The sequence below is a fragment of the Marinobacter sp. M5B genome (genome assembly GCF_042604615.1).
In the GTDB taxonomy this organism is placed as follows: domain Bacteria; phylum Pseudomonadota; class Gammaproteobacteria; order Pseudomonadales; family Oleiphilaceae; genus Marinobacter; species Marinobacter salarius.
In genome coordinates this window covers 1,713,393-1,726,915 of the sequence record NZ_CP156894.1, presented here as the reverse complement: position 1 = coordinate 1,726,915, position 13,523 = coordinate 1,713,393, and the positions used below count along the sequence as shown (strand labels likewise).

Annotated in this window: 11 protein-coding genes; 4 read left to right on the top strand and 7 right to left on the bottom strand. The window is 51.0% G+C overall.

The window, feature by feature from the left end; genetic code table 11:
• Window positions 1–46: 46 nt before the first annotated feature.
• Genes AAGD24_RS07770 through AAGD24_RS07760 form a run of 3 tightly spaced genes read right to left on the bottom strand, consistent with a single transcriptional unit; the run spans window position 47 to window position 1,773 of the window.
• Window positions 47–313 (bottom strand): hypothetical protein, encoded by a 267-nt coding sequence (locus tag AAGD24_RS07770; protein WP_092034143.1) that lies wholly within the window; start codon window positions 311–313, stop codon window positions 47–49.
• Entirely contained in the window at window positions 306–1,535 is a 1,230-nt protein-coding gene (locus tag AAGD24_RS07765; protein WP_219496125.1) for a site-specific integrase, read from the bottom strand. Before AAGD24_RS07765 ends, AAGD24_RS07770 begins: the two co-directional genes overlap by 8 nt.
• Window positions 1,528–1,773, bottom strand: a complete 246-nt coding sequence (locus AAGD24_RS07760) for a hypothetical protein (protein ID WP_219496126.1) — start codon at window positions 1,771–1,773, stop codon at window positions 1,528–1,530. The genes AAGD24_RS07765 and AAGD24_RS07760 overlap by 8 nt, the downstream gene beginning before the upstream one ends.
• Window positions 1,774–1,925: 152 nt before the next feature.
• On the opposite strand from AAGD24_RS07760, the gene AAGD24_RS07755 reads away from it, so the two are divergent.
• Entirely contained in the window at window positions 1,926–2,132 is a 207-nt protein-coding gene (locus AAGD24_RS07755) for a helix-turn-helix transcriptional regulator (protein WP_219496133.1), read from the top strand.
• A gap of 144 nt (window positions 2,133–2,276) precedes the next feature.
• On the opposite strand, the gene AAGD24_RS07750 is transcribed toward AAGD24_RS07755, so the two are convergent.
• From AAGD24_RS07750 to AAGD24_RS07735, 4 genes are all read right to left on the bottom strand, one after another.
• Window positions 2,277–4,367: a 3-hydroxyacyl-CoA dehydrogenase NAD-binding domain-containing protein gene (locus AAGD24_RS07750; RefSeq protein ID WP_219496142.1), complete on the bottom strand. Its 2,091-nt coding sequence runs from the start codon at window positions 4,365–4,367 to the stop codon at window positions 2,277–2,279.
• Between the two features lie 81 nt (window positions 4,368–4,448).
• The gene (locus AAGD24_RS07745) at window positions 4,449–5,672 is read right to left on the bottom strand and encodes a CaiB/BaiF CoA-transferase family protein (protein WP_219496144.1); all 1,224 of its coding nucleotides are present in this window, start codon (window positions 5,670–5,672) and stop codon (window positions 4,449–4,451) included.
• A gap of 14 nt (window positions 5,673–5,686) precedes the next feature.
• Window positions 5,687–6,847, bottom strand: coding sequence for an acyl-CoA dehydrogenase family protein (locus AAGD24_RS07740; RefSeq protein WP_219496146.1), 1,161 nt, complete (start codon window positions 6,845–6,847; stop codon window positions 5,687–5,689).
• Window positions 6,848–7,141: 294 nt separating this feature from the next.
• Window positions 7,142–8,224: an alcohol dehydrogenase gene (locus AAGD24_RS07735; protein ID WP_273623708.1), complete on the bottom strand. Its 1,083-nt coding sequence runs from the start codon at window positions 8,222–8,224 to the stop codon at window positions 7,142–7,144.
• A 425-nt stretch (window positions 8,225–8,649) separates the two neighbouring features.
• Between AAGD24_RS07735 and AAGD24_RS07730 the strand changes: the two genes are divergently transcribed.
• The 3 genes from AAGD24_RS07730 (at window position 8,650) to AAGD24_RS07720 (ending at window position 12,128) form a co-directional block, all read left to right on the top strand.
• A complete protein-coding gene (locus tag AAGD24_RS07730; protein WP_273623710.1) occupies window positions 8,650–9,552 on the top strand; it encodes an alpha/beta hydrolase in 903 nt (300 codons plus the stop codon).
• Between the two features lie 116 nt (window positions 9,553–9,668).
• Window positions 9,669–11,291: an NAD(P)/FAD-dependent oxidoreductase gene (locus tag AAGD24_RS07725; protein ID WP_273623712.1), complete on the top strand. Its 1,623-nt coding sequence runs from the start codon at window positions 9,669–9,671 to the stop codon at window positions 11,289–11,291.
• Between the two features lie 81 nt (window positions 11,292–11,372).
• Complete coding sequence (locus AAGD24_RS07720; protein ID WP_273623713.1) at window positions 11,373–12,128, top strand: glucose 1-dehydrogenase; 756 nt, start codon at window positions 11,373–11,375, stop codon at window positions 12,126–12,128.
• Window positions 12,129–13,523 lie beyond the last annotated feature (1,395 nt).

The following is a 13,523-nucleotide window of genomic DNA, read 5'->3' as shown; positions in this document are numbered from 1 at the left end:
AGCCGCGTGCGATTCTCAGCCAGCCAAAGCAAGTTACTGCTCACAGCTATTCCAAATCCATCAACGCTTTGGTCAGATACGTCTGAAGAGCGTTGGACAAGGTGCTAATATCAACATCTTCACGGTTCCTCTGCCGCTTCCATACCTCATTCCGAAGCCATAGTGCGACGGCATCGAAATTGTCTCGCGCCCTTTGCTGTTTTAGCAGCCAGACCAGGTCTCGCCCTTGCGAAATATTGTTCAAACGAATTAAAACTTCCGCCACTTCGGCGATATCTCTCTGAGTCTCGAAGCTAAGAGATGATTTAGGCATTTTCAGATTCCTCCAAGTCTTCTGAACGCGAGTCAATCAGGCGCTCGAAGGCGCTGCCGTCCATACGGGTCACATTCGGAATAAAACGCGAGTAAACCTTGAACAACATTTCAGTAGAGGAATGGCCCAACACTCGAGCCACCCATTCAGGGTTCTCTCCGGATGCCAACAACAACGTGGCTGCGGTATGCCGTGTCTGATAAGGCCGCCGCTTTTTCAAGTTCAGAGCTTGAAGTAAGGGGTACCAGACGCGCTTGGTCACGTTGTTGTGATCAAGCGGCTCACCGAGACGATTGCAAAATACGAACTTGCTCAGTTTGCCGGTTGCCGCGTGCTGTGCCTTGAGTGCGTCATAAACCGGGCCAAACATAGGGATTTCCCGCTGGGAGCCATCGGTTTTGGTGTATTCGGTCTTACCATTGATCAGCGTCTCGCGAACAAGAATCTCGCGCTTCTCAAAATCCACGTGCTCCCACTTCAAGCCATCGATTTCGCCGGTGCGCATGCCCGTGAAGAAGCGGACTTGATAGTAGTTGCGGTAGTCCTCCCGCACGTACTTGGTGATCTTATCTACCTCATCCATCGAGAAGGGTTCGATCTGGACCTTTTTCAGCTTCAGCGGCTTGATGTTGCGATAGGGATTGGCAAAGTCGTAGCGCTCGGCCCCCTCTGTCAGAATCATCCGTAGGATCGCCATGTGGCTATTAATGCTTTTGGGGGCCATTTGGGCATTGCCTCCCCTGCCCTTACGGGCCCCCAGCTTGTTGCGCGCGGCCAAGATGTGCGATTTGGTGATCTCGGTCAGGCGCTTGTTTTTGAACGCCGGCTTAAGGGAGCTTTCAAGAATGGACTCAACATTGCGCAGATGAGAAGCGCGCCATTGGATCTTGTTCTCTTGGAGCCACAGATCGGCGAAATCAGGGAACAGCGGCGACTGATCGGTTTCCTGATCCGGATCAGCCATTACATTTGAAGCCCGGCTGCTTCCAGAAAGCGCCCCTGCCTTGGCCAGTTTTTTCAGGTTCTTGCTGCCCGGGAAGAATTCAGCGTAATCGAATTCACCCAGGAGAATTTTGGCCTCAACTTTCTGAAGAAGTGCTTCGCACTTTTTACGGTTGGCCGGCGTATCCGGCAGCGCGGTCTGTTCCCTGCACCGCAGCCCCTCGAACATAAAATCCAGATAAAGCTTGCCGGTCTCCTTACGCTCTCTCACCTTACCCATGACATACCGCTCCGCTTGCCATGGGAATTGACAGGTGTTCGTGCTCACGAGCACTGACCAGCATTTCCTTTTCAACTTCTTCCCAGAGAAAGAGAATTTTCCGTCGGCCAAAAGGCTTGATGTAATGCTTGCCCTCCAGCAGTACCGTGTCTTTAAGACATTGACGGATTGTCCGGCAGTCATATTTGATGCGATCAGCCAGCTCTTCAGTGGTCAGATAGGTGTAGGAATTTTCCATCGAAATGTTCCTTCTGTTGCGTTACCCTAGATCAACAAAAGACATTCTCCGTATCAGAATGTCATCCTAAATGACATATTAAGCAACAAAAGTACATTTGCAAGCACTTTTTGCTATTCAGGATGGCATTTTTTAATTAAGGATGGTTGCGAATGATTCGATGTCACCTGGCGCGCCTAATGGGCGAGCGCAAAATGAAGATCGTGGATGTGGCGAGAGAGACGGGGCTGAACCGGAACACCATCACCCTGCTGTATAAAGAAACGGCCCAGAGAATTGATCTCGATGCGTTGGACAAACTGTGCAAGCTGTTCGATTGCGAGGTGGGTGAGCTTCTGGAATTTCAGAGAGATAAATGAAAATCAATCAAAGTTTTCGGGTGCCTACGTCGAAAACTGAGTGAGTCAAAGCAGTGACCCAGTGGACTTTCAGGCACATCGGAAACAATTAAGCTGGCGCTATTCTCAATGGGTGACGCCAGCTATTCCCATTTTCCCCTTTTTCTAAGAGCTCCACTCATCCAGCGTTCGATTACTGGAAACCAGCTTCTTAAGCAAAGGAGCGGGCGCCCAATGAGATTCTCCTGTGTCAGCATAAAGAGTCTCAATACACTCTAATATATGTTCAAGCCCGCGCTGACTGGCATAGAACATGGGACCACCACGGTATGCTGGGAAGCCGTATCCATTTACATAGACCACATCGATATCGCCTGGCCGCAGTGCAATCCCCTCTTCGAGTAGTCGGAACCCCTCATTAATCAAGGCCATCAGGTGTCGGTTTAGAATTTTCTCATCGGACAAGCTGCAGCGCCTGACGCCGTGCTTTTCGGCTTGCGCCCTGATAACTTCTAGGACGACCGGATCGGCTGAACGAGCACGAGTTTCCGGATCATACGCGTAATACCCTGCCCCGGTTTTTTGGCCGAGTCGTCCCAGTTCGACCAGAGCATCGGCGATACAGTAACTTTTGGGATCCCCTTTCTGCTCGTCTGTAAGGGCCTGACGCGCCTTGTACCCGATATCCAGGCCAGCGAGATCACCAACCGCCAGCGGCCCCATGGCCATACCAAAACCTGTCAGCACACCATCTATCTGGGCCGGCTCTGCACCTTCAATCAGGCATAGCTGGGCTTCCCTGGCATATTGTCTGAGCATTCTGTTACCAATGAAGCCGAAACAGACACCGGCCAACACCGGAACCTTGCCTATACGCTTACCCAATGCCATTGCAGTGGCAATTACATCATCTGCCGTATTCTCTGCCCTTACGACCTCTAATAAGCGCATCAGATTGGCGGGGCTGAAGAAGTGCAAGCCAACGACGTCCCGCGGGCGCGAAGTTGACGCCGCAATCTCGTTCACATCCAAGTAGGAGGTGTTGGTTGCCAGAATCGTTCCTCTCCTGCATACCTCGTCCAAGCGACCGAACACTTGCTTTTTCACAGCCATGCTCTCAAAGACCGCCTCAATGACGAGATCAACATTGGCAAGCTCTTGGTAACTGGTGGTGCCGCTGATGAGCGCCTCTCTTTCTGTCGCCTCGGCTTCCGACAGCTTTCCCTTGCTTACACTCATACCGTAATTCTTGCCAATGAGCGCAAGTCCCCTGTCCAACCCATCCTCACTAATTTCGAGCAAGGTCACAGGGATGCCAGCGCTGGCAAATGACATGGCAATACCACCACCCATAGTCCCAGCGCCAATAATGCCGACCCTCTGGACGGCACGGGGAGTAGCAGACTTGTCAATTCCGGGGACCTTTGGTGCCTGCCGTTCCGCAAAGAAAATATGCCTTAACGCAGCCGACTGCTCAGATTTGACACATGCCATGAAGCGGGAACGCTCAAAAGCCAGCCCTTCTTTAAACGGCATTTCCATGGCCGCCTCAACGCAACTCACTATTTTCTGTGGTGCTTCCTGGCCTCTCTTACGCTTATTCAGTTGGCCTCGATAACTCTCAAAGGAGTCTTTGTCGAAGCTGCCTTTCGGGATGGAGAGATCGCGGATCTGTCTCGGGCGCGCCCCGTCAGTGATGAGTTCGCGGGCATATTCCATGGCGCAACGAGCAAGATCGCCGTCAAAAACCCGATCAACAACACCAAGATCCCGAGCTTCCGTCGCACTGATTTTTTTACCGGTTGTCATGATATCCAGAGCAGCTTTTACCCCTGCCAGGCGAGGTAAACGCTGGGTTCCACCCGCGCCGGGCAGTAGCCCCAAGGTAACTTCCGGGAGACCGACGGAAGCTGATGTTAATGCACACCGGTAGTGACAGCTCAAAGCCAGCTCAAACCCGCCCCCCAACGCGGATCCATGTATAGCGGCGATAACAGGCTTGGCTGAAGATTCAAGAGCCGCATTCACCTGAGGCAGCGTCGGCTCCTGCATTGGTTTGCCAAACTCATTGATATCCGCACCGGCGCTAAATGTTCGCCCCTCGCACAAGACAACAATTGCTTTGGTGCCGTCGTCCTGCGCCAACTTTACCGCGTCGCAAATGCCCTCGCGCACACCCCGGGACAATGCATTTACAGGGGGGTTGTCGATGCTGATAATACCGAGATCATCAAGTTGTTGATAAGAGACCAACATATGTGAATCGTTCCTCTATTGAAAGATGGAGTCGAAATCTGAACACGTAACTTAAGTGGGATTGAGGTCAACGGACGGAAGTCAGACGACTCCCCGGGCCTGAAGATTCCGGATTTCTTCAGCTGATTTGCCGAGATCTCTCTCAAGAATTGCGACCGTATCCTCCCCAAGTGAGGGAGGTGCCTTTTCGTATCGCTGCGGGGTTTTGGAAAACTTGATTGGATTCGCAACTCCCGGAACCTTACCAAGAACAGGATGTTCCAATTCCAGCTTCATGTTCCGGGCCTTGACCTGCGGATCTTCAAAAACCTCTGCAATATTCTGAATGGGGCCGCACGGCACTTGTACTTTACCGAGGCAATCCATCCACTCCCGACTAGTCCTCAAGCGGGTGTACTCGCACAGCTTTCCGACAAGCTCCTGTCGATGAACAACTCGCTCCGGATTTGTTGCAAACCGCGGATCCCTCGGCAGTTCTTCGCATCCCATGACGCCACAAAGACGATGGAACTGGGCATCATTACCAACGGCAATGATTACCTGGCCGTCTTTAGTGGGAAACGGCTGGTAGGGTGCAAGATTGGGATGATATTCACCTGTTCGGCCGGGGACCCTGCCGCTACAAAAGTAATTCAGAGCCTGGTTCGCCAGCCAACTGACCTGCACGTCCAGTAGGGCCATATCAATATGCTGCCCCTCGCCTGTTTTCGTGCGGTGATGAATAGCGGCAAGAACGGCGATCGCCGCATTCATCCCGGTGGTCAAATCAGCCACCGCCATACCCACGCGTTGCGGCCCCGCCCCGGGTTTTCCATCCGCCACACCGGTGATACTCATCAATCCCGACTGAGCCTGAATCAGGTAATCGTAGCCTGCGTTATGGGCCATGGGGCCGGTGTGTCCAAACCCTGTGATCGAACAGTAAACAATACCGGGATTCAGCGCTGAGAGGTCTCCATAACCTAGCCCCTTTTTCTCCAACCCACCGGTTTTGAAGTTCTCTACCAGAACATCGCAACCTGCGGCTAATTCACGGATCAGCGCCTGGCCCTCTGGTTTACCAATATCGATGGTCACAGAGTACTTGCCACGATTGGCAGAGAGGTAATAAGCCGACTGCTTGGTAGGATTACCTGCCTTATCCCTAAGCCAAGGAGGGCCCCAATGACGGGTATCATCTCCCTGTTCGGGGCGCTCGACCTTGATGACCTCAGCCCCCAAATCAGCCATGATCTGGGTACACCAGGGGCCAGCCATAACGCGGGACAAATCAAGTACTCGAATTCCTGATAATGGACCAGACATACCAGACTCCTGGGTCAGAGTGAGCTTTCAGCGTTGCGAATCATTTGCTTGGCAATAACCAACTGTTGGATTTGAGAAGTGCCTTCGTAAAGCCGAAACAGACGCACATCCCGATAGAATCGCTCGACACAATATTCACTGATATAACCGGCGCCACCATGGATCTGCACTGCGCGATCCGCGACACGGCCTACCATTTCGGTGCAGTAGAGCTTGCAGCTGGAAGCATTCATGGACACCGCGGCACCGGAATCATAGGCTCGCGCGGTTTCCTCCACCATGCATTTGCCGGCGTAGTACTCGGTCTGACTGTCAGCCAACATTGCCTGGACCAACTGAAAGTTGGCGACTTCAGTGCCGAATTGTTTTCTCTGGGTCGAGTAGGCGAGGCTCTCGTCTATTAGCCTTTTGGCTGTACCAACGCTCAGTGCACTTATGTGCAACCGCCCCCTGTCCAGAACTTTCATCGCTGTCTTAAAACCCTGCCCTTCCTTTCCTCCGATCATGGCAGATACCGGCACTCGAACATCTTCGAAAATCACGTCGCAGGTATGAGAGCCTTTCTGGCCCATTTTCTTATCGGGCTGCCCCAACGAGATGCCCGGTAAATCCGCGTCCACCAGAAAAGCGGATACACCCCGACTGCCTTCCTCCCGACTTCCAGTTCTGGCCATCACCGTGAAAACACCCGCCCGAGGCGCGTTGGTTATATAACGTTTGCTGCCATTGATGACGTATTCGTCGCCGTCTCGCTTTGCCGTCGTCACGACCGAACCCGCATCGGAACCGGCGTCCGCTTCCGTCAGTGCAAATGAACCAATCAGTTCGCCGGAGGCGAGTTTCGGAAGGTACTTTGCTTTCTGTTCGGGAGTGCCGTCGATGATAATGCCTTGGGAACCAATGCCTACGTTGGTACCAAACATCGACCTAAACACCGGTGACGTGTACCCCATCTCCTGAATGATGGCTACTTCCTCACTCATGGTGAGCCCAAGACCACCGAACTCTTCCGGGATTGATAGCCCGAAGAGTCCCATTTCTTTCATTTCCTCGATGACCCCTTCGGGTATGTGATCCTCTTCCGCGACCTGCATTTCCAGCGGAACCAGGCGATCCCGGACATATCGCCGGATGCTGTCAATAAATTGGTTCAAAGTCTCTTTATCAAGTGCCATTCCGTTCTCCAGAACTTATTAAGTTGTGAACTAAATTACTAACTTCTAAACGAAGTAGCTATTATATGATCAACATATCTCCTATAACTTCTACTTATACATTTAACTGTTACCAAAAAATTAATTACCAACCGGTATAACGGCTATTTATCTTTTTGATTATTTTAAAGTTTCATAAAAAAGCCTCGGTAAAACCCAACCGAGGCAAAGGTAGAAATATACTGAAGATTCACGCCTTAATTAAAAGCTTGGTCAACGGTTAGCATTGACCTCAAGTAGCAAGTCTATGCTCAATTAGTTCTTGAGAATTATTCGTCCGGAAACCTTTCCATCGGACAGGTCTTCCACGGCAGATTCAGCCCTCTCAAGGGCCCGAATTTCTACAGGAATGTCTAGAAGATCATGTTGATTGGCAAACGTTACCAGCTCTTTCATTTCGGCCAGTGTTCCTGTGTAGGAGCCGATAATTGTAACTGCCTTCGTGACCAGGAAAGGAATCGGATAGCGCAGTTCGCCGCCATGTAAACCGACAACGACCAGCTTTCCTCCCTTCCTCAGAACCTTAAGGCCAAACTCAACAGTTTGTTCGTTGCCGACGAAGTCCAGAACAGCCATGCAATTCCCGTCTGCCTCCCGAGCCAACGCATCAGTCGCATCTACGCTACGGGGATCGAGTACGACTTTTGCGCCGGCCTTCTTGGCAATCTCTCGTTTATCCTCGGAAACATCCACGGCAACAATGTTACTGATTCCGGCGGATCTCAGCGTTCTGATTGCCAATTGGCCAAGCCCACCGCAGCCAATAACAATCACATACTCTTCTTCGTGCAACGGCTGAATTTTCTTGATCGCTGAAAAGGTTGTCAGGCCGGAACAGGCCAACAGAGATGCATTTGCAGGGTTGAGATTGCCAAGATCTAACAGGTAACGCGGATGGGGAACCGTAATGTATTCCGAGTAACCACCGGGTTTAAAAATGCCGAGTGAAGCAGGCTTACCGCACAGATTTTCTTCGCCCCGCTGACACACAGAACATTCGCCACAACCAATCCATGGATAGATTAACCTACGCTCGCCGATCGATGCATCGCTGGCATCCTCGCCCACGGCCACAATGGTTCCCACAACTTCGTGGCCAAGTGTTACCGGCAGCTTTATTCCACGGTCTCCGAGATTCAGCTTTTTACCGTTGCCAAGGCCGTAATAGCCGTCATGCACATGAACATCACTATGGCAAACACCGCAGTAATCGACTTTCAGCAAAACCTCATTTCCTTGCGGAACGGGTATCTCGTACTTTACCGGTTCCAATTTGCCCGCGAACTCCGAAAACTCATAACGGATGTATGCTCCGTCAGTCTCAGCCTGATTCGACATTATTATTACTCCCATGGTTCAGATAGATACCGGATCGAATAGCACTGTTTATTAAACTTGCCCGTACCCGGTACGAATATCTGGATTATCGGTTTTCGAATGATTCAACTAATAGAACTTCCTAATTATCATCCCGTTATTTTGCCTTTCTGGATTGAATAGAGTTATTTTTCTTTTGTACAAACCTTTGAAACGAAACCTCCTCATTAACATCAAGCCATCCTCGAAATAAAAACAACAACCGGGTTATTCAGAAAAAGCAGGATACTCCAATATCTGAACAGGAATCTTCAATACTCAGACTTGGCCGGGATTTAATCTGCAGTTGAAAGTCTTCAGCACCAGCGTAATCCGCAAGTCGCAATCTTTTATGTAAGGGGCTGAAAGACGTTGTATTCATCAGCAAAAAACCAAGAGGAAAAACAATGACAATTAGCAACGAATCCAATGTCTTGCGCGACCTTTATCAGGATTGGACCAATCGAATGACTGCCAATCCTGATCTTTCCATTGAAAACCTGCGCAGCATGTTTGATGAATGGGGCCAGCCTGCTCTGGAACCGGAAAACGTTCGCTATAAGAGCGACCATATTGGCGGCGTGGAAGCCATCTGGGCATTGCCAGACGGTGCGGATAGCTCACGCGCCATCATTTACACACATGGTGGCGGCTTCGCTGTGGGGTCCGCAGACAGCCATCGTAAAATGGCCGGCCACCTTGCCAAGGCCCTTAAAGTTCAGGCCGTAATTCTCCACTACCGCCGAGCACCGGAACATCCGTTTCCTGCCCAGATTGAGGACGCTGTATCCGCTTACAAAGCGTTGCTGGACCAAGGCTACAAAGCAGACAACCTGATCAACGCAGGCGATAGCGCCGGAGGCAATCTGGCCATTGCCAGCGTGCTCAAGTTCCGTGATCTGGGGCTTTCCCTACCAGGGGCGGTGATCGCCTATTCTCCGTGGCTCGACATGGCGCTGCGCGGCGCCACTCTGGAATCCAATGCTTCAACCGATGCACTCGTTGGAAAGCCAATCCTGGAGGGCATGGCGGGCATGTTTCTCGGCGACAAAACCGATCCACTCGATCCATTAGCCAATCCGTTGGAAAACGATTTCGCCGGTTTCCCGCCGCTTTATATCACCGCTGGAGGCGCCGAAACGCTGCTTAGCGATTCAGAAACCCTTTACGCCAAGGCCAAAGACCAGGGTGTAAAAGCTGTGCTTTCTGTGGTGCCTGGCATGCAGCACGTGTTTCCCGCTCTCTCGGGCCGTGCACCGGAAGCAAACGAGGAGCTGGATCGTATCGCCGATTGGTATCGGAACCTCTGATACCTCTTAACCCGCGCCGGTAATTGCCGGCGCGGGCATACCCTGAATTAACAACAAACGAAGCAACGGGGCGCTTCTTGCTCCGTGGATGAATTGTGTTCGAAGAGGAAACTCACATGAACGAGAAAACCACAAACACAAGAACCGAGACCCCTGATTTTGACGCCGTTGTAGTCGGCGCAGGATTCGGAGGGCTCTATGCCGTTCACAAACTGCGGGATGAACAAGGGCTGAAAGTTCAGGCCTACGACAACGCCAGCGACGTTGGTGGCACCTGGTACTGGAATCGCTATCCTGGTGCGTTATCAGATACCGAGAGCTTCTGCTATCGATTCTCCTTCGACAAGGAGGGATTGAAAAACGCCCGGTGGAAGAACCGCTATCTGACGCAGCCCGAAGTTCTGGACTATCTGAACGATGTGGCTGACCGTTACGACCTTCGGCGCAGCTACCAGTTCCACACCAAGGTAACCGCTGCCCATTTCGACGAATCTACCCAACTCTGGCGAGTCTGGACAGACAAAGATCAGGTGGTTACCGCAAAATATCTGGTAACCGGCCTGGGCCTTCTGTCAGCAACCAACAAACCGCTTTTCGATGGAATGGACACGTTCAAAGGCGAAATCATTCACACCGGTGCATGGCCTGAAGGAACGGATCTCTCCGGACAGCGAGTGGGCGTTGTCGGCACAGGTTCTACCGGGGTCCAGGTTATCATTGCGATGGCCGAAACTGCAGAACACCTGACCGTATTTCAACGGTCTCCACAGTACGTGGTACCGATTGGAAACTGGCCCGAAAGTGAGGAGAAAATTCAGGAATACAAAGCAAACTATGACGCTATCTGGGATCAGGTGAAGTCGTCTGCTGTTGCCTTCGGCTTTGAAGAGAGCACTGTGCCTGCCACCTCAGTCTCGGAAGAAGAACGTGAACGCGTCTTCGAGGAAATCTGGAACAAAGGCGGTGGCTTCCGGTTCATGTTCGAAACATTTTCGGATATTGCAACAGACCAGGAGGCTAACGACGCTGCAGCAAACTTTATAAAGCGGAAAATTGCTCAGATCGTAAAGGATCCCGATACCGCCAAAAAACTGATGCCCAGTGATCTCTACGCCAAGCGTCCCCTGTGTGGCAATCACTACTACGAGGTGTATAACCGCGATAACGTATCCCTGGAAGATGTTAAAGCCGATCCAATTTCAAAGTTCACGGAAAACGGCATTCTCCTTGAAAGCGGCAAGGAGATTGAGCTGGACGCAGTGATCTTTGCCACAGGCTTCGATGCCGTAGAGGGAAACTACACTCGAATCGATCTTAAGGGCCGCAATGACGTCACCATTCAGGATAAATGGAAAGACGGCCCCTTGGGCTATTTGGGGGTAATGGAAGCAGATTTCCCCAACTTCTTCATGATTCTGGGGCCGAACGGTCCCTTCACCAACCTTGTCCCAAGCATTGAGACCCAGGTTGAGTGGATTTCCGATACGATTGCACTGACTGAACGGAACGGCCATAAGACCATCGAACCGAAACCCGAGGCACAGGAAGCCTGGGTACACACCTGCCAATCGATTGCCAATATGACACTTTTTCCCAAAGCCCAATCATGGATCTTCGGGGCGAATATCCCGGGCAAGAAAAATACCGTCCGTTTCTACATGGCCGGGCTTGGCGCCTACCGGCAAGAGCTTCAGGCCGTCGTTGAAGACAACTATTCGACGCTCGAATTCGACAGCTGAGCAACGCATATCAACTACGGAAGGGGGTGGTTAACAAAACTACCGCCCTTCTGTCACCTGAGCAGACTCAAGGAAAAAATGATGAAACGAGTAACTGGAAAGGTTGCCTTGGTTACCGGTGGTGCCATGGGGATGGGGAAATCACACTCGGAACTACTGGCTGCTGAGGGAGCAAAAGTATTCGTCTGTGACATTGACGTGGAAAACGGCAATCAGGTCGTGGAAGCAATTCGCGGCCAAGGAGGAGATGCTGAGTTTTTGCGACTGGACGTGTCCAGTGAAGCTGACTGGAAGGCTGCGATCAAATCAATCAAAGAAAAGGCCGACAGGCTGGACATCCTTGTCAACAACGCAGGAACACTCATTCTCAAACCAGTCCATGAGACCAGTAACGAAGAATGGGATCGCACGTTCGATATAAACGTACGTGGAACCTTTCTCGGCATTCGGGAAGCCGTGCCTCTCATGCAGGAAAGTACCGGCGGCTCAATTATCAATATTTCATCCATTTATGGCATCGTCGGCGCGCCAAGCGCTGGCGCGTACATCGCATCAAAGGGCGCTGTACGCCTGATGACCAAGTCCTGCGCCGTGGACCTCGCAGACTTTAATATCCGCGTCAATTCCGTGCACCCCGGGGTGATCGATACGCCCATGACCAAGGATTTGCTACACGCGGATGAAGAAACCCGTAAAGCACTTCTTGGCCCCACGCTCATGAACCGACCCAGCACACCTGACGAGGTATCAAAAGCGGTGCTGTTTCTCGCATCCGACGAATCATCCTTCGTACATGGCGCAGAAATCGTTGTGGATGGAGGATATACCGCGAATTGATTGAACTTCCATCAGAGCCTGCTTCTACCCGAAGCAGGCCCCTTCCGGCCGTATATCAATCTTCAAATAGGGGCCGGTCATAGAAATGAGTACAATAGTAAGTAGGGCAAGAAGTGGCAACAAGTTGCGGGAGAACTTCGAAGTACTAATATTAAAGATCAATAAGATAGTTACTTTTCTGAGCGGGCTCGCCATGGCCCTAATGATGATACATCTCAGCCTGGATATTCTAGTCCGATTTCTGTTCAACACCCCCTGCCCGAAACTATCACCATAGTTGCTTACTACTGCATGCTCATCGCCAGCTTCCCGCCACTGGCGTACGCCGAGCAGATCAACTCGTCGATCGCCGTGGAAATACTGGCCACGAAGTTCTCTCGGAAAACTCAAAACCGCGTGAACGAATGGATCTACATGTTGATCAGTACAACCGTATTTATGATGACCATCTGAGCCCTCAAAGGAGCCTTGAGTAACCACCGGTCCAACACGTCGTGCTACAAAGTAAAGTATCCGGTAAAAAGAGCTACGCTTATTCCCGGGCCATTCTTGAGCATGTAATGCTCAACCGCCCGGAATGTCAGAAAGAATTCGCGTCAAACAACCAGGTTTTTACCTCGGCTGTATCTAAAACCGCTTATGTAATGTTCTGTAATGGTCCAGTAAATACGGTTGAAGAATTAAACGGCAAGGGCTTGCGAATATCTGGCGCTTCCTAGCGCTCGCTGGGCGAACAACTTCGGGGGATCACCGATGGCAATCCTGGTAAATGAAGTTTATGCAACACTCGAGCAAGGTGTTGTGGATTAAGGATTGCACCTTCCGATCACCCATAGAACTGAACAATTTCAATCTCCATGATGTTGTCGAAAATATTACTATCGACGCGCCAGGCGGTCTATATGCCGCAGGGAGGGGGAGGGGGCAGCAACTTTTCGTGACACGTGGAATCGTTTCAACACCAAAGAAAAGGAAGGTCTGCTGAAAGACGGATCGATTATGGCTGTCTATGTTACCTTCCTCTATCAACAACAAGCCGATAGCGACATTATTAAAGCAAAATAAAAGGCATTAACATGCTGAGGCCAGAAGGTGATCTCCTCTAAAAATCAATATTTTATGAAATTAAATCTGAAGTTCACTCCGGAATTCTACGAAGATGAGTAGAACATTGATGGGGCGAGAACTAAGAAGCTTGCAGGCAAGATGTCCGAACTGGTAGAAAAATAGAACGGACTTGTTGGGAATATCGAGACAGCAAATTAATTGGCTGAGCTTTATTATGATGAAGCTAATTCGAGATTTTATCCTGCTACTTATGGGAAAAGAAAGATGCCACTGATCCATACAGAAAAAAGCCCCGACATAGAGTCGGGGCAACTAGGGGCACAACAA